The 15,037-nt window shown below is 63.0% G+C and carries 17 protein-coding genes; 10 read left to right on the top strand and 7 right to left on the bottom strand.

From position 1 onward, the window contains the following. Positions 1–5: 5 nt before the first annotated feature. Positions 6–1,880, top strand: coding sequence for a flagellar protein (locus JQ574_RS24530; protein WP_212214232.1), 1,875 nt, complete (start codon positions 6–8; stop codon positions 1,878–1,880). A gap of 72 nt (positions 1,881–1,952) precedes the next feature. On the opposite strand, the gene flbT is transcribed toward JQ574_RS24530, so the two are convergent. After that, positions 1,953–2,375 carry a flagellar biosynthesis repressor FlbT gene (gene flbT / locus JQ574_RS24525; RefSeq protein ID WP_212214230.1) on the bottom strand — a complete coding sequence of 141 codons (423 nt, stop codon included), beginning with the start codon at positions 2,373–2,375 and terminating at the stop codon, positions 1,953–1,955. Between the two features lie 313 nt (positions 2,376–2,688). On the opposite strand from flbT, the gene JQ574_RS24520 reads away from it, so the two are divergent. The 3 genes from JQ574_RS24520 (at position 2,689) to JQ574_RS24510 (ending at position 5,766) form a co-directional block, all read left to right on the top strand. After that, positions 2,689–4,713: a flagellin gene (locus tag JQ574_RS24520; RefSeq protein WP_212383963.1), complete on the top strand. Its 2,025-nt coding sequence runs from the start codon at positions 2,689–2,691 to the stop codon at positions 4,711–4,713. A gap of 293 nt (positions 4,714–5,006) precedes the next feature. Then, complete coding sequence (gene flaF, locus JQ574_RS24515) at positions 5,007–5,372, top strand: flagellar biosynthesis regulator FlaF (RefSeq protein WP_212204296.1); 366 nt, start codon at positions 5,007–5,009, stop codon at positions 5,370–5,372. 28 nt (positions 5,373–5,400) lie between these two features. Next, the gene (locus tag JQ574_RS24510) at positions 5,401–5,766 is read left to right on the top strand and encodes a hypothetical protein (RefSeq protein ID WP_192740231.1); all 366 of its coding nucleotides are present in this window, start codon (positions 5,401–5,403) and stop codon (positions 5,764–5,766) included. 19 nt (positions 5,767–5,785) lie between these two features. On the opposite strand, the gene JQ574_RS24505 is transcribed toward JQ574_RS24510, so the two are convergent. The 4 genes from JQ574_RS24505 to JQ574_RS24490 form a co-directional block, all read right to left on the bottom strand. Continuing rightward, positions 5,786–6,163 (bottom strand): hypothetical protein, encoded by a 378-nt coding sequence (locus JQ574_RS24505; protein WP_212383962.1) that lies wholly within the window; start codon positions 6,161–6,163, stop codon positions 5,786–5,788. 142 nt (positions 6,164–6,305) lie between these two features. After that, positions 6,306–6,797, bottom strand: a complete 492-nt coding sequence (locus JQ574_RS24500; RefSeq protein WP_212204298.1) for a hypothetical protein — start codon at positions 6,795–6,797, stop codon at positions 6,306–6,308. Positions 6,798–6,814: 17 nt separating this feature from the next. Beyond that, entirely contained in the window at positions 6,815–7,165 is a 351-nt protein-coding gene (flgJ, locus tag JQ574_RS24495) for a flagellar assembly peptidoglycan hydrolase FlgJ (protein ID WP_212204299.1), read from the bottom strand. Beyond that, complete coding sequence (locus JQ574_RS24490; RefSeq protein WP_212204300.1) at positions 7,165–8,289, bottom strand: flagellar basal body P-ring protein FlgI; 1,125 nt, start codon at positions 8,287–8,289, stop codon at positions 7,165–7,167. Before JQ574_RS24490 ends, flgJ begins: the two co-directional genes overlap by 1 nt. Before the next feature lie 262 nt (positions 8,290–8,551). Between JQ574_RS24490 and JQ574_RS24485 the strand changes: the two genes are divergently transcribed. After that, positions 8,552–8,965 (top strand): flagellar assembly protein FliX, encoded by a 414-nt coding sequence (locus JQ574_RS24485; RefSeq protein ID WP_212204301.1) that lies wholly within the window; start codon positions 8,552–8,554, stop codon positions 8,963–8,965. Positions 8,966–8,992: 27 nt separating this feature from the next. Here JQ574_RS24485 and JQ574_RS24480 read toward each other — a convergent pair whose 3' ends face one another. Continuing rightward, positions 8,993–9,364 (bottom strand): helix-turn-helix domain-containing protein, encoded by a 372-nt coding sequence (locus JQ574_RS24480; protein WP_212204958.1) that lies wholly within the window; start codon positions 9,362–9,364, stop codon positions 8,993–8,995. 121 nt (positions 9,365–9,485) lie between these two features. Between JQ574_RS24480 and JQ574_RS24475 the strand changes: the two genes are divergently transcribed. The 4 genes from JQ574_RS24475 (at position 9,486) to JQ574_RS24460 (ending at position 12,359) form a co-directional block, all read left to right on the top strand. Next, positions 9,486–10,097 (top strand): NAD(P)-dependent oxidoreductase, encoded by a 612-nt coding sequence (locus JQ574_RS24475; RefSeq protein WP_212204303.1) that lies wholly within the window; start codon positions 9,486–9,488, stop codon positions 10,095–10,097. 210 nt (positions 10,098–10,307) lie between these two features. Next, positions 10,308–10,673 carry an RNA polymerase-binding protein DksA gene (dksA, locus tag JQ574_RS24470; protein ID WP_092509290.1) on the top strand — a complete coding sequence of 122 codons (366 nt, stop codon included), beginning with the start codon at positions 10,308–10,310 and terminating at the stop codon, positions 10,671–10,673. A 69-nt stretch (positions 10,674–10,742) separates the two neighbouring features. After that, a complete protein-coding gene (locus JQ574_RS24465; protein WP_212204304.1) occupies positions 10,743–11,531 on the top strand; it encodes a 2-keto-4-pentenoate hydratase in 789 nt (262 codons plus the stop codon). A gap of 9 nt (positions 11,532–11,540) precedes the next feature. After that, on the top strand, positions 11,541–12,359 hold the full coding sequence (locus tag JQ574_RS24460; protein WP_212204306.1) for a hypothetical protein: 819 nt from the start codon (positions 11,541–11,543) through the stop codon (positions 12,357–12,359). A 3-nt stretch (positions 12,360–12,362) separates the two neighbouring features. Here JQ574_RS24460 and JQ574_RS24455 read toward each other — a convergent pair whose 3' ends face one another. After that, a complete protein-coding gene (locus JQ574_RS24455; protein WP_249119559.1) occupies positions 12,363–12,743 on the bottom strand; it encodes a ClpXP protease specificity-enhancing factor SspB in 381 nt (126 codons plus the stop codon). 867 nt (positions 12,744–13,610) lie between these two features. Between JQ574_RS24455 and JQ574_RS24450 the strand changes: the two genes are divergently transcribed. Beyond that, on the top strand, positions 13,611–14,612 hold the full coding sequence (locus JQ574_RS24450; protein WP_212204308.1) for a tripartite tricarboxylate transporter substrate binding protein: 1,002 nt from the start codon (positions 13,611–13,613) through the stop codon (positions 14,610–14,612). Positions 14,613–15,037: the final 425 nt, after the last annotated feature.

The raw sequence follows: 15,037 nt of genomic DNA, 5'->3' as shown, positions 1-15,037 counted from the left end.
ATTTCATGTCTATCGATGGCGTTAGTGGCAGGACATCCTATATCGGGACCTCGATCATCGGGCTCCGCAATCAGCTCAATGAGCTGACGCAGCAGCTTGCGAGCGGCAAGGTCTCGACGACCTATGCCGGGCAGGGCGCCGATCGCGGATTTGCGCTCAGCCTGCGCGCGCAGGTCAGCAGCATCAATGCGTTCGCGAACACCGCGACCAACGTCAATACGAGAATCGGCGTTCTCAACCTGGCGCTGCAGGGCATGACCAACATCGGCACGTCGGTCAAAAGCGCGGCGAGCTCGTCCACCATCGTGCTCAACAATAACGGCCAGACCTCCGGGCAGATCACGGCGCAGGCGGCGTTCTCCAACGCGGTCTCGCTGCTCAACAGTCAGTCGGGCGACCGCTATCTGTTTTCGGGGCGCACCACTGACAAGGCTGCGACGGTGCCGGCCGAGGTGATGCTCGCCGGCACGGGAACGCAGGCCGGGTTGACGCAATTGATCAACGAACGCCGGCAGGCGGATCAGGGCGTCGGCAACATGGCGCATCTCACCGTCTCGTCGCCGCCGGCGACCACGACCGTCACCAGCCTTGGCGAGGACGGCTCGTCGTTCGGGTTGAAGCTCGGCGCCATCACCTCGTCGCTCACCGGCGCGACCGTGACGCAGCCGGCCGGCGCGCCGCCGTCTGCAACGATCGATCTCGGCGCCGTCAATCCGAATAACGGCGACAAGATTTCGTTCAACTTCAATCTGCCAGACGGCACCAGCGAGACGATCTCGCTGACCGCGACCACGACGAGCCCGGCGCCGGCTGGTTCGTTCCTGATCGGCGTCGACACCGTCGCGACGACCGCGAACCTGCAGGCTGCGCTGACGTCGTCGATCCAGACGCTCGGCGATACGGCGCTGGTTGCGGCATCGGCGATCGCCGCATCGGATAATTTCTTCAATCCGTCGGCCACGATCACGGGAAGCGCCGTCAACAACCAGGCGGCGGTCCCGGCACCGATCACCGGCGCCACGTTATTGTCCGGCGCGGCGGGAACGGATTCGCTGGCCGCGAGCTTCGCGGCGGGCGACACCATCACCGTCAACGGGACGCCGATCACGTTCGTTGCCTCCGGCGCGGCCGGCAACCAGCTCAACGTCACCGACAGCGTTCAGGCGCTGCTGGCGAAGGTCGATTCGATTTCCGGTGCCACGACGCCTTCGACCGTCAACGGAGCGATTGCGCTGCATGGAGCCGACAACGAGAATCTCTCGATCAGCAGCTCGAACACGGCGGCATTTGCGGCGCTTGGCTTCAATGCTCCGGCAACGGCTACGCCTGCGCCGTTGCGCGTCAACGGTCCGCCGTTCGCCACCGCTACGAACCTGATCGGTGGCACTCCGGCCAACACGGTGTCGTGGTACACCGGTGAAGTCGGCGCCGATTCCGCGCGCGGCACCGCGATCGCGCGCGTCGACCAGGCCGTCACGGTGCAATACGGCGCACGCGCCAACGAGGAGGCGCTGCGCTATCAGCTGCAGAATATTGCGGTGTATGCCGCGGTCACGACCAACGCCAACAACCCGAATTCGAAAGCACAGATCAACGCGCTGCAACAGCGCATCTCGGCAAACCTGGCGCCGCAGAATGGGCAGCAGTCGATCCAGGATATGCAGGCGGAAATCGCCGGCGCACAGACCGCGATCAAGGGCGCGACCGATCGTCAAACTCAACTCAAGGGAATGGCGCAGACGATGCTCGACTCGATCGAGGGGATCAATGCGGACGAGGTTGCGACCAAGATTCTGGCGCTGCAAACCAACCTGCAGGCGTCGTATCAAACCACCTCGATGCTCTACCAGACCACGCTGACCAAGTTCCTGCCGATCTGATCGGAAGGCGTTCAACCCAAGCAGAAAGGCCTCCTTGCGGAGGCCTTTTTCGTCTGACGCCATTGCGATTGTTCAGGCGGACTTGAGGTCGGGCTCGTTCTGCAGCTTTCGCGCGCTTTCGAGAATCTGCTCCTCATGGGCGATCAGTTTCTTCGCCTCCTTTAGCGCGTGATAGAGGTCGCCGTTCAGGATGTAGTTGTTGATCCCTTCGATAAAGGGCCATGCGCTCGGCATTGCGGTCAGGATGTCGCGTACCAGGCTGAAGTAGGTCGGGTGGTGGGCCATCGGGTCCGGCGACAGGTACATCAGCTGCACCGCGAGGTAGATCAGCTTCGCCGGGGTGTCGGCACTCTCGGGGGTCAGGATATCTTTTTCGCGCAGGATCGGAATCCTGTCACCGTCGATCAAGAGCCTTGCGCGCTGGTCGGTATTGGTGACCACGCAAGCGCCGATGATGATTCGTTCGTGCGGCTTCAGCTCGACTTTCAAGGCCATGCCTGTTCTCCATTGACGCTTGTTGCGCGAGTTCTGGGTGCCCGCCGGCAGATTCGGCATCCTTTCTGAGGATGGTTAACCAATCGTAAATGGGCTGTTGGTGCCTGCGTCACGCGGCCCGGCTGAGCGCGACCCGTAGGAACACGGGAACGAAGCCCTGGACGGCCATTAATTCGAAATTCACCCTCCATATGTGCCGCTTGTTCGATCGGATTCATTTTTTCTTAGAGACTTGGTTTCAGAGTGAGCCGTCGCCTGATCGAGAGGTCGGGATAGTGGCTCGTTTTAATTTCACACCAGAAAGGTATGAAACATGTCCGGTATTGTTCTTTCGGCCTCGGTTCGCCAGAACCTTCTCTCGCTGCAGTCGACTGCTGATCTTCTCGCAACCACGCAGTCCCGCCTCTCGACCGGCAAGAAGGTCAACACGGCGCTCGACAATCCCACCAACTATTTCACCGCCGCCTCGCTCGACAGCCGCGCCGGCGACATCAACAACCTTCTCGACAGCATCGGCAACGGCGTGCAGGTTCTGCAGGCCGCCAACACCGGCATCACTTCGCTGCAGAAGCTCGTCGACTCCGCCAAGTCCGTCGCCAATCAGGCGCTGCAGACGACGGTCGGTTTCTCGACCAAGTCGGCGTTCACGTCCGTCGATATCGCGGGCGCAACGGCCGACAATCTCGTCGCCGATCAGGACCCGACCAACGCTGCGTTCACCGGTGCTTCCGCTCCGCAGCGCGCTGCGTATACCAGCACGGCCGCGACAGCGGGCACCCAGCTCTATTCGGGCAACGCCACCAACGCGAGCGCTTCGACGCTGCTGTCGGCCCTGACCACCAACGCCGGCGTCGGCGGCGCCGCCAACGCGATCCAGGCTAACGACACGCTGACTGTCAACGGCAAGACGATCACCTTCGGAGCCGGCGCGAATGGCCTCGTCGGTTCGGGCACCGCCTATACGATGGGTGTCGATACCTCGTTGAGCGATTTGATGACAGCGATCGACACCCTGTCGGGCAACACGACCCCGGCCAACGCATCGACGGCAACGGCCGGTATCATCACCCTGAGGTCCGGTACGGCCGCCGACCTCGTCGTGACCGGCTCCGCAAACGTGCTCGACAAGCTCGCCATCGACGGCGCCGGTGCAAGCACCGCCACTCGTGGCGGTGGCGCCGTGACGGCCGGTGCCCTGGCCGGCGCCACCAAGCTGAGCGTCGGCGACGGCACGGCCGCTTCGCTGTCGAACGCCTTCGCGGTAGGTGACACCCTCACCGTCAACGGCAAGACGCTGACCTTCGTGGCCGCGAACACGATCGGCAACGATCCGAACCAGATCAAGGTCGACAGCGACGTCACTGGCCTGCTGGCGAAGATCGACGGCCTGACCGGCTCGTCGACGGCCTCGACCATCACCGGCGGCGTGATCACGCTGAATACCGGCACGCTGAGCGACCTGACGCTGACCAGCAGCAACGCGGCAGCTCTCAGCGCGATCGGTCTGGCAGGCGGCGTGACGCAGGCCCGCACGGAAGTGCCGGGCGTGCTGGAAGGCAAGACCCTGAAGATCGGTGCGACGGGCGGCGGCACTGCCACCGACATCGTGTTCGGAACGGGTGCCGGCCGCGTCTCCTCGCTCAACGGGCTGAACGATGCCCTCGCCGCCAACAACCTGCAGGCCACTTTCGTGTCCGGCAAGCTGACGATCACCACCACGAACGAAGCGGCTTCGGCCACGATCGGTGCGATCACCGGTTCCGCGGTTGGCGCCGGCCAGGCGTTCGCTGCCGGCACCACGGCGCCGGCTCCGGTTGTTGACGCCGCGGCCAAGCTGACCCGCGACAACCTGGTCACCCAGTACAACAACATCATCAATCAGATCACCACCACCTCGCAGGACGCGTCGTTCAACGGCGTCAACCTGCTCGGCGGCGACACTCTGAAGCTGACGTTCAACGAAACCGGCAAGTCGACGCTGAGCATCCAGGGCGTCAACTTCAACCCGGCCGGCCTCGGCCTCGACGTCCTGACCACGGGCGCTTTCAAGGACAACGCTGCGATCAACGAGATCGTGACGTCCCTGAACGGCGCGTCCTCGACGCTGCGCTCGCAGGCTTCGGCCTTCGGTTCGAACCTGTCGATCGTGCAGATCCGTCAGGACTTCAACAAGAACCTGATCAACGTGCTGCAGACCGGCTCGTCGAACCTGACGCTGGCCGACACCAACGAGGAAGCGGCGAACAGCCAGGCGCTGTCGACCCGTCAGTCGATCGCGGTGTCCGCGCTGGCGCTGGCCAACCAGAGCCAGCAGAGCGTGCTCCAGCTGCTCCGCTAAGTTCAGCCACATCAACGTTCAAGACGGCGGGGGAAACCCCGCCGTTTTTCTTTTTGGCTGAAAGAAAAATGTCCAGTCGTGCGGGCAAAACGCATCATGCAAAAAATTGTGGCTTCGATCTTAATCTCATCAGAACGCACCGCGGGCATGGTGGAGAAAATATGGATTTCGCCGGACCGCTGACACAATTGGTAACCGCCGCTAACCATATTTAAAGGCCGGACTTGTATGAACGTTGGGCAGTTCTTGCAGCCACGCGGTCACTGCCAACCGCTCCCACCGAGGTTCCCTGAATGACCAATGCAGCCCAGGCCTACGCTCGTACGTCGCATGCGACGTCGTCTCCCCGTGAAATCGAAGCGCAGGCGCTGCTGAAGGCCGCACGACAGCTCCAGGAAGTCCAGACCAACTGGGCCGGTCCCGGCCAGGCGCTTGAGAACGCGCTGCTGTTCAACCGCCGGCTCTGGTCGATTTTCATGAGCGCGGCGACGGCCGACGAGAATCCGCAGCCGATCGAGGTTCGCCAGAAGATCGCCAATATCGGTGTGTTCGTGATGAAGCAGACGGTCGACATGCAGATGAGCCCGGATCCGGCCAAGCTGAAGGCGCTGATCGACATCAACTGCAACCTGGCCGCCGGCCTGGCCGGCCGCGCCTAACGACACCTGAGGGTAGGGGACCCGTAGCATGGCCGACGTCCTGAGCATCCTGTCGGCCAACTACAAGACCGTCGGGCAGACCGTGCCCTCCAATACGCCGTACTTCGCGGTCAATCCCGACAATTATCAGGGCGACTGGACCGGCAAATATGCCGACAACAAGTCGTTCAAGATCTCGGTCTCGAACGTGACCGGCTTTCGCGCCAAGGTGCATTACCAGAGCGGCGCCACCAGCAAATATCAGGACGTGCTGATCAGGAATAATTCGTTCCGGGTCGGCGACACCAAGTTCACGCTGGCGAGCAACGGCAAGGCCGAGATCAACACCGTCGTCACCGATCCCGTCAGCGGACAGACCTATCTGGACAAGGCTTACGCGACCCACGAAACCTGAGTAGCAGGCGTTCTGGCTTTCAAGCCCGCTGGTCGGTAACGCGCAGACGTTGCGGCGCTTCCCTGGTCAGGTCGAGGGCGTGGAAATAGGCGCGGCGGCGCAGCACTGCTTCTTCCGGAAATTGCTTGACGACCTGGCTCGTCCGGTTGTCGACCACCTGATAGACGACCGCTCGCGCGTCGCGATCGATCACCACCTGGTTCGAGACGGACGGATTCGAAATCGTAACATGGACCGCGCGGGAATCGCTGCTGCGTGCGCCCGCGTCCGACGCCGTGACGCTCTGAGGCGCCGGCAATTCGGTCGCGACCGCATTATGCGCCGCCTCGCTGATCGGTTGAACAATCGGCGCGGCAACCGGTGCCCCCACCGGTTTGATGTTGAAATCTGTACTCATGGCAGCCTCCAGGCTTGCTTCGAGTCAAATCCCAACCCCTCTCAAACAGCAATATAACTTCCCACCCCTCAACACGGTGTTAGGGAACGCGCTGAATCCCGTGCTTATACGGGGACGCGAGTTTGTCGAAAATTTTAGATGTTTAGAGCGAGCGGCTCACCGCGAGTGGCGTCATGTTGCGCGGCCCTGGCGTCGCGCGCTGGCCGCTCGCCGTATAGGTGTTGGGGATGTTGCGGCGCTGGATCTCGACGTTGACGCCGCGCACGATGCCTTCGGACACCGCATGCGCGGTCGCAAGCACCGTGAGATTGATCTGCAGCATGGCGCGGAAGGTGTCGTGATGGCGCCGCAGCGTGGTCAGCAATTCAGGCGAGACCTGCGCCAGGTATTTTTGCGAGTTCTTCAGATGCTCGACCGCGACCATGTAGCGGCGCGACAGCTCGCCCTTCTGGCCTTCAAGCTCCATCGCTTCGCGGATCTTGCCGGCGCGAACCAGTTCGGTTTCGCGCTCGATGATGCCGAGCAGCCCGCTCATCACGTCCATCAGGTCTTCCGCAAGTTTGCGGGCCTCGACCGGCGAGGAAATCGCGCGTGCCGGTGTGGCGGCGGGCTGGGCTTGCGGGCGCTGATTCATGTCGGGGTTCCCTTATGTCAGCCGGCGCGATTGGCTTGCTGCAGGATCAAGGTACGGAAGACGTCGTTGGAGATTCCGATGCCGCCGGATTTGGCGAACGACTTCGAATATTCATCCGTCAGCATCGAGCGCCAGGCGCCGGTGCCCGTCGTATCGCCGAACGGGCCTTCGCCTTTGACGCCGGTGGTCATCTGCGAAAACATCGAGTTCAGGAACATCGCCTCGAAGTCCTGTGCCTTGGCGCGGGTCTTCTTCTGCGCCTCGGGCGAAATCTTGGTCAGGGCCTCGGCCAGCTGCGGGTCGTTGCGACCGGTGATCAGCGTGGATTTCGGGTACGAATTGCTGATGCCGTTCAAGCTGCTTTGCATCACATCACCTCGATGTCGGCCTGGATCGCGCCGGCGGCCTTGATTGCCTGCAGGATGCCGATCAGGTCGCGCGGACCGATGCCGAGACCGTTGAGGCCGTCGACGAGCTGCTGCAGCGAGACGCCGTCTTTCACGACCGCGAATTTCTTGCCGTCTTCGGAAACGGACACGCTCGAGCGCGGCGTCACCACGGTCCGGCCGCGTGACAGCGGATTGGGTTGGCTCACTTGCGGACTCTCGGAAATCGAGACCGTGAGGTTGCCCTGCGCCACCGCCACGGTGGCGACGCGCACATCGCGGCCCATCACGATGATGCCGGAGCGTTCGTCGATCACGATCTTGGCGGTGAGGTCGGGTTCGACCTGCAATTGCTCGATCTCGGTCAGGAAGGCGACGACGTTGCCCTTGAACTCGGCGGGGATCGCCAGTTGCACCGTGGACGGATCGATCGGCTCGGCGGTCTTGACGCCGAGGAAATCATTGACGGCCGCGGCGATGCGCTTGGCGGTGGTGAAATCGGCATTGCGCAGCGCCAGCCGCACATTGGGCAGGCGATTGAGCGCGAATTCGATCTCGCGCTCGATGATGGCGCCGTTGGGGATACGGCCGTTGGTCGGTACGCCGCGGGTGATGCTGGCGGCGGCGCCTTCCGCCGCGAAGCCCGAGATTGCGAGCGAGCCTTGCGCGACCGCATAGACATTGCCGTCGGCGCCGAGCAGGGGGGTGACGAGCAGGGTGCCGCCGGTCAGGTTCTTGGCGTCGCCGAGCGCGGAAACGGTGACGTCCATCCGCGTGCCCTGGGTGCCGAACGCCGGCAGATTGCCGGTGACCATCACGGCGGCGACGTTGCCGGTGCGGATGGTGGCGCCGCGGATGTTGACGCCCATTCGTTCCAGCATCGCCTGCAGCGATTGCTTGGTGAAGGGGATGTTGTTCAGCGTGTCGCCGGTGCCGTTGAGGCCGACGACGAGGCCGTAGCCGATCAACTGGTTCTGACGCACGCCCTCGATATTGGCTAGGTCCTTGATCCGCGAGGTCGCGCCTGCGGACATGGCCGACAATGCCAGCGCCAGCAGCGCTGCGCAGCCTACCCTCAACACTCTTGCCGTATGGATGCCGGGCATCCCAATGCTCCCCTGAAGTCTTCCCGGACCACACGCCACTCCCATGACGGTAGCCCGGGATTAACTATGCGAGATCGGTGCCACGCGGATTCGGTGGCCTAGTCCGTTGAAAGTGCTATGCTTTACGTGTTGGTGCGCGATCCGGCCGATCTCGCGGCACCGGCGAAACTGCCGCGCGGCGGCAGATTTTGCCGGGTCGTTTACGCGGCATTAACCATAAAGCGGCGAAGCTCCCTGCAATCGACCGGCGAGATTCACGACGATGCGCATCTACGGACCGAACGGCACCACGCTTGGATCGCCCGCGAGCAGCACGCGGCGAACCAACTCGACCGGCTTTTCGCTGCCGGATGCGCCGGCGACGCCGGACGAGACCCGCTCCGCGGCCCCGCCGAAAGCCGCCGGCAGCATCGACGCGCTGCTGGCGATGCAGGGCGTCGAGGATCCGACCGAGCGCCGCAAGCGGTCGGTGGCACGCGGGTGCGGCGCGCTCGACGTGCTCGACGAACTCAAGCTCGGGCTGCTGTCCGGCAATCTCGATGCCGCCACCATGAACCGGCTGCGCGATGCCGCGGCCAACCTGAAATCCTCCTCCGGCGATCCCGGCCTCGATGCCGTCCTGGCCGAGATCGAGCTTCGAGTCGAAGTCGAACTGGCCAAGGCCGGGAAATTCTAGGCTTCGCGCTTCCTCACATCCCGTCTGTCACGCCGCCATCGAATTGCGCTGCGCGTCGTAGCGGCGCTGCGCGTTCAGCACTTCTTTCAGATTGCTTTCCGCCCAATCGCGCAAGGCATCGACCGCCGTCGACAGCGTCGCCCCCAGCGGCGTGATCGAATACTCCACCGTCACCGGCACGGTTGCGATGACACGGCGCTTGATCAGCCCGTCGCGCTCGAGGCTCTTCAGCACCTGCGACAGCATCTTCTGCGAGATGCCTTCGATGGCACGGCGTAGCGCATTGAAGCGCATCGGCTCGTCGCGCACCAGCAGCAGAATCAGCACCGCCCATTTGTCGCCGACGCGATCGAGAATCTGGCGCGTCGGACAATTGGCGGCATAGGCGTCGGGTTTCATTTTCATGGCGGTTACTCCGGCGTAATCAGGTGAGTTCAAAGTGCTCTCTTAACACCTACGCTCTTTGCGTTATCTAGTCACCATTGGATACCAGATCCATCCCATCGCAAGGAGACCCAAGATGAAGATCGCCGTCGTCGGCGCGTCCGGAAATGCCGGCTCGCGTATCGTCACCGAACTGGCCAGCCGCGGCCACACCATCACCGCCATTGCCCGCCACCCCGAGAGGATCGCGAGCCAGCCCAACGTCACGGCCAAGCAGGGCGACGTGCAGGACCAGGCCGGCCTGGCCGCGTTGTTCGCCGGCCACGACGCTGCGGTCAGCTCGGTGCACTTCCTCGACAGCGACCCGGCCGGGCTGATTGGCGCCGCCCGTGATTCGAAGGTTGGCCGCTACCTCGTGGTCGGCGGCGCCGGCAGCCTCGAAGTGGCGCCGGGCGTCCGGTTGGTCACGACGCCGAATTTTCCCGTGGTATACAAGGCCGAGGCCGAGAAGGGCGGCGCCTTTCTCGACCTGCTGCGGCAGGAAAAGGAGCTGAACTGGACCTTCCTGTCGCCCTCGGCCCTGTTCACGGCCGGCGAGCGGACGGCCAAGTTCCGTCTCGGGACCGACCAGCTTTTGACCGCGTCCGACGGCAAAAGCTGGATTTCCTTCGAGGACTTCGCAGTTGCACTCGCCGACGAAATCGAGCGTCCGGCCCATATCCGGCAGCGTTTTACCGTCGGTTACTGACCAAGCGGGCTGCCCCGCTGCGGTGCACAGTTTTGCCTGTGTATGCGCTCCGGGGCGGCCTTCCTTGCCCTAGGGCCGATATTGTCTGTCACAACTCGCCGCTATATAAGGCGCGCGCGGACGGACGATTTTCCGTTTCGCCTTGCACTTAAAGATAGGCTGACATTGGAAAAGTTGAAGAATTATCGACCCTCCGAAAAAGAGCCTTTCATGAACGACCGCCAGCGCGATTATTTTCGCGCCAAGCTGCTGGCGTGGAAGGACGAGATCCTGCGGGAATCGAAGATCACCCTGCAGACCCTCCAGGAAGAGAACGTCAATCATCCCGATCTGGCTGATCGCGCCTCTTCCGAAACCGATCGCGCGATCGAACTGCGCGCTCGGGATCGCCAGCGCAAGCTGATCTCCAAGATCGACGCGGCGCTGCAGCGTATCGAAGACAACACCTACGGCTATTGCGAAGAGACCGGCGAGCCGATCTCGTTGAAGCGGCTGGAAGCCCGCCCGATCGCAACGCTGTCGGTGGAAGCGCAGGAGCGTCACGAGAAGCGTGAAAAGGTTTACCGGGACGAGTAGAGTAACCTCCGGCATCTGACCGCAGCGCGCGGTCGGCGTTGCCGGATTGCAACGAGAGAGCTGCCGCCGATGGACAAAATTCTCGCGGCCGCCAAGCGCATCGCCAGCGCCCGCCGCAGCCGTTCGCCGCTGGCCGCGCTTTCGAGCGAACTCGTGCCGCAGGACGAGGCCGAGGGCTACAAGATCCAGCGCGCGGTGCACGATCTCTTGCTGCCGCAAATAGGCAGCCTCGTCGGATACAAGATCGGCTGCACCAGCGCGGTGATGCAGCAATATCTCGACATACCCCATCCCTGTGGCGGCGGCGTGTTTGCCAAGGGCGTGCATGAGTCCGGCGCCAAGCTGCGCTTCGGCGATTACGTCCGTGTCGGCGTCGAGTGCGAAATTGCGGTCCGGCTCGCGCGCAATTTGCTGCCGTCGGAAGCGCCGTTCACGGCGGAGTGGGTAATGGAGGCGATCGAGGCCTATTACCCCGCGATCGAGATCGTCGACGACCGCTACGCCAAATGGGAAACCATGGGCGCGCCGACGCTGGTGGCCGATGATTTCTTCGCCGCCGGCTGCGTGCTCGGTCAGGCGATCCCGCGCACCGCGGCGCCCAATCTGCTCAAGGTGGTCGGCCGCGCCGTTGTCAACGACACCGAAGTCGGGCGCGGCACCGGCGCCGACGTGCTCGGGCATCCGCACAACGCGCTGGCTTGGCTCGCCAATCATCTGGCCGAGGAGGGCACGGGATTGCACGCCGGGCAGGTCGTGCTCACCGGCAGCCTGGTCAAGACCGTGTGGCTCAATGCCGGCGACAGCGTGGTGATGGAGCTCGACGGGCTCGGCACCGTGGCGGCGAGCTTTCGGGACTGAGCGGCAATCATGCAAGGGCAGGAGAGCGTTCCCTCGATTCTCGAAGCCGACGCGCGCGGTGAAATCGCCGAGATCTTCGCCGACATCCGAAAGGTGCTCGGCACCAGCGTCGTCAATCTGATCTGGCGCAACCTCGCGACCATGCCGGGCGCGCTGCCCTGGACCTGGGCCACGGTGCGGCCGCTTTATCTCGGCGCCGCACCGCTGCATGCCGAATCGGTCAGGCGCACGATCGCCTTGCCGGATGTGCCCGGATTTTCCGCCGACACGTTGCTCGCCGCCGGCATCGATCAATCCGACCAAGCCATCATTCGCAATGTGCTGGACAGCTATCAATACACCAACGCGCTGGCGCTGACCGTGCTGTCGGCGTTGCTCGCGCATTTCGAACCGCGCCCGGCCGTGAACGTCGCGGCCGCCGGCTCCGCACCTCCGCCCTCCGGCGTCAAGATTCCGGAACTGCCGCCGATGGACGCGCTCGATCCCGAGGTGGCGCGGCTTGTTGGCGAATTGAACGGTTTTGGCGAGGACACCGAACCGCAATTGATTGCGAGCATGTACCGGCATCTGGCGTACTGGCCGGCGTATCTGGCGCTGGTGCGAACCATGCTGGTGCCGCTGCAAGCCGACGGCCGGCTCGACGCGTTGACGCGTTCGACCCGCGCGCTCGGGTATGCGCATGGCCAGATGCTGGCGCCGCAGCTGAAACCTGCGGCACCGCCCGATACGCTTCAAGATGCGCTGAAGTCTTGTCGCCTGTTTGTCGAGCATCCCATTGCCCGCATGACCGGGCTCTGCGCATTGATCCGCCGCGCGACGCCTGAGTGAAGTTTAGCCACCCGAGCACTTCAACTCGGTGCGGTCATAGAACGCCTTGATGGCGTTGAAGGGGACGACGAGCCGTTCCGGATAGCCCTTGAACCACACCAGCACTTCGAAGCGGTCGTCCTTCACGGTCAGCTTGCCGAATTCATATTGCAGGACGACGGTCATCTCGTTCGGATATTTTTCCAGGAGATAGCCCGGCATTTTCACGCCCTCGGTCCGGGTCGTGAAGGTGATATGGACCGGATGTTCTTCGGCCGCGTGCCACAGCGTCTCTGCAATGTTGAAGCGCGCCGGCGTCGTGCTGCAGGGTTCAGCCGCCACTGCGCGGGATGCGGTGAACATGGTCGCCAGCAGGGCGAACAGGATTGCTGCTTTTCTCGTCATGGCCGCCTGCATTGGTTCGTCTCGCGTTGTCACACTGTTTCATGCGTCAGTTGCCGTGGAATGCACGTGGGTTCATTTCGGTGGCGCATTGTCCCTTCGAATGTGCGGGAGGTCACAGCTACACCGTCGTTCCGGCCTTGAGCTCAGATGCGTAATTGCGCATCTGAGCTCAAGGCTGGGACGACGGCGGTGTTTGTTGCTGCACCGTGGTCTAAGCGCACTTCCGCGTTCTCGCGGCCTGATACGCCCGAGGTTTGCCAGAAGTTCCTTGCCCTCGAAATATGAGGGCGCAGGGAAGACCGGGTGCGCGCTGCACCCGCGGTCTCGTGTGCGGTTTGCACAAAACAAGGTGCACACGAGCATACAGGGCAGCGGAGAACACCCGGCCTTCCCTGCGCAATGGCTTTACGGCTTATGCCGTGATCTCCCCGGAGACGAGTTCTTGGTTGACTCCGTCATCGCCGGTTCAGCTCACGCTTAGCCGACGGCTTGACGCCAGCAACGGGCGCCAGGACCACACGGTTTTGCCGTACGCTCATCCACGCCATCGTCTCAGCGCAAACAAGCGTCCACCGCAACCCGCCCAACGTCCGTGACGACGGCCGACGCCCTTCTGAGTAGGACGGGATGGCTAAACATATGCACCTGATTTTCCATTCTGGTAAACAGAAATATTTTTTATTTTAGGGCTTGACACAACTTCTGTAAATCGGAACTGATTTGCCCGTCGGGCCAATAAGCCGCATGTATTTGACTTGACGGAGCGCTGTTCGGCTCTTTCACGCCGGAGAACGGCGCACTACGCTGTCGCCGGCGCAGCAAGCCTTGCCCGACCAATCGAGCAGGCGCCTGCGCAAGGGAGGGAAAATGATGCCGCAGCTCACGCCTGTGAACCGCCGCAAATTGCTGGCCATGCTCGGCGGCTCGATTGCCGCGCCCTATCTCGCAAGGCGCGAGGCGTTCGCGCAAGAGGCGTGGCCGGCGCGGCAGGTGAAATACGTCAACGGTTTTCCGGCCGGCGGCGCCACCGATACGCTGTCGCGGATCATCTGTCAGAAGATGAGCGACCTGTCCGGACAGTCCTTCGTCGTCGAGAACAAGGCTGGCGCGGGCGGCGTGCTGGGGGCGGATGCGGTGGCAAAGTCGCCGCCAGACGGATACACGCTCGGCCTCGGCGGCATCGCCAGCAACGTGCTGGCGATCGGAAGCTACGCAAAGCTTCCCTATGATCCGCGCGCCGATTTCACCTTCATCGGCGGCATGTGGCAATTGCCCAATATCCTGGTGGCGAAGAAGGACCTGTTCTCCTCCGACATCAGGGAGTTGCTGGCCGCGTTCAGGAAGGAGCCGAAGAAATACACCTATGCCTCGGCCGGGTTCGGCACCACGTTGCATCTGTCGGGCGAGATGATGAACAGCATGGCCGGCGTGGAGGTCAACCACATTCCCTATCGCGGCGCCGCGCCCGCATTGACCGACCTGCTCGGCGGCCGCGTCGATCTGTTGTTCGACAATCTGCCCGGCTCGTTGCCGAGCGTGCGCGCAGGCCAGGTCAAGCCGGTCGCCGTCACGTCGCTGAAGCGGCTCCCCGAGCTTCCTGATGTGCCCACCATGGCCGAGGTGCTGCCGGGATATGCGATGACGTCGTGGACCGCGCTGATCGGGCCGGCGAACATGAAGGCCGATCTTGTCGCGCAGGTAAGTGCGCTCACCGTCAAGGCGCTCGCCGATCGCGGCTTGCAGGAGCGCTACGCAGAGCTTGGCGCCACGCCGTGGCCGGCCTCATCAACCGAGATCAGCAAATTCCGCGACGACGAGGAAAAGCGGCTGCTGCCGATCATGCAGGCGGCGGGGATCAAGCCGGGGTAGAGGAGGGCTGGCGGTTGGGGAGGCGGCGTTGCCGCGCGGCTCGTTCCGAACGAACGACCTGGCCGCCCATCCAGGTTCAGACGGCAGAGATAAAGTCTCTGTGCAGGCAAGTTGGTCTTTGGGCGCGATCGAACAACACGGTGATGCCAGTGGTACGAGAGCTCACGTCAATAACAATGCCAGCCCGGTCAGCCAACTCTGGGCACCGAACGGCTCCAAGCCATCCTAAAACGGGTGCCGACAACAATTCTGTCGGTTTTCTGGTCAATCATTATGAGCTTCTTTCTTCGCTATGCATTATATCGCCCATAGCTTCGGGTGATCGGAAGGCGCGCTCTACGCCGTGCGTCGCGACTTTGTCGTGACACTTCCGGAAATTGGGCGTACTCATGCGGCGAGCGGCCACGCCTTGAGATAAACTCCCG

It is taken from the genome of Bradyrhizobium sp. AUGA SZCCT0158 (assembly GCF_018130065.1).
GTDB lineage: Bacteria > Pseudomonadota > Alphaproteobacteria > Rhizobiales > Xanthobacteraceae > Bradyrhizobium.
This window is presented reverse-complemented; position numbering and strand designations above follow the sequence as displayed.

Bases quoted from the DNA above. Each gene is read 5' to 3' on its own strand.
- dksA (WP_092509290.1), top strand. From the start codon at position 10,308: ATGAACGACCGCCAGCGCGATTATTTTCGCGCCAAGCTGCTGGCGTGG.
- JQ574_RS24485 (WP_212204301.1), top strand. From the start codon at position 8,552: ATGCGCATCTACGGACCGAACGGCACCACGCTTGGATCGCCCGCGAGC.
- JQ574_RS24520 (WP_212383963.1), top strand. From the start codon at position 2,689: ATGTCCGGTATTGTTCTTTCGGCCTCGGTTCGCCAGAACCTTCTCTCG.
- JQ574_RS24455 (WP_249119559.1), bottom strand. From the start codon at position 12,743: ATGACGAGAAAAGCAGCAATCCTGTTCGCCCTGCTGGCGACCATGTTC.
- flaF (WP_212204296.1), top strand. From the start codon at position 5,007: ATGACCAATGCAGCCCAGGCCTACGCTCGTACGTCGCATGCGACGTCG.
- JQ574_RS24490 (WP_212204300.1), bottom strand. From the start codon at position 8,289: ATGCCCGGCATCCATACGGCAAGAGTGTTGAGGGTAGGCTGCGCAGCG.
- JQ574_RS24510 (WP_192740231.1), top strand. From the start codon at position 5,401: ATGGCCGACGTCCTGAGCATCCTGTCGGCCAACTACAAGACCGTCGGG.
- flgJ (WP_212204299.1), bottom strand. From the start codon at position 7,165: ATGCAAAGCAGCTTGAACGGCATCAGCAATTCGTACCCGAAATCCACG.
- JQ574_RS24475 (WP_212204303.1), top strand. From the start codon at position 9,486: ATGAAGATCGCCGTCGTCGGCGCGTCCGGAAATGCCGGCTCGCGTATC.
- JQ574_RS24450 (WP_212204308.1), top strand. From the start codon at position 13,611: ATGATGCCGCAGCTCACGCCTGTGAACCGCCGCAAATTGCTGGCCATG.
- JQ574_RS24465 (WP_212204304.1), top strand. From the start codon at position 10,743: ATGGACAAAATTCTCGCGGCCGCCAAGCGCATCGCCAGCGCCCGCCGC.
- JQ574_RS24530 (WP_212214232.1), top strand. From the start codon at position 6: ATGTCTATCGATGGCGTTAGTGGCAGGACATCCTATATCGGGACCTCG.
- JQ574_RS24460 (WP_212204306.1), top strand. From the start codon at position 11,541: ATGCAAGGGCAGGAGAGCGTTCCCTCGATTCTCGAAGCCGACGCGCGC.
- JQ574_RS24505 (WP_212383962.1), bottom strand. From the start codon at position 6,163: ATGAGTACAGATTTCAACATCAAACCGGTGGGGGCACCGGTTGCCGCG.
- JQ574_RS24480 (WP_212204958.1), bottom strand. From the start codon at position 9,364: ATGAAACCCGACGCCTATGCCGCCAATTGTCCGACGCGCCAGATTCTC.
- flbT (WP_212214230.1), bottom strand. From the start codon at position 2,375: ATGGCCTTGAAAGTCGAGCTGAAGCCGCACGAACGAATCATCATCGGC.
- JQ574_RS24500 (WP_212204298.1), bottom strand. From the start codon at position 6,797: ATGAATCAGCGCCCGCAAGCCCAGCCCGCCGCCACACCGGCACGCGCG.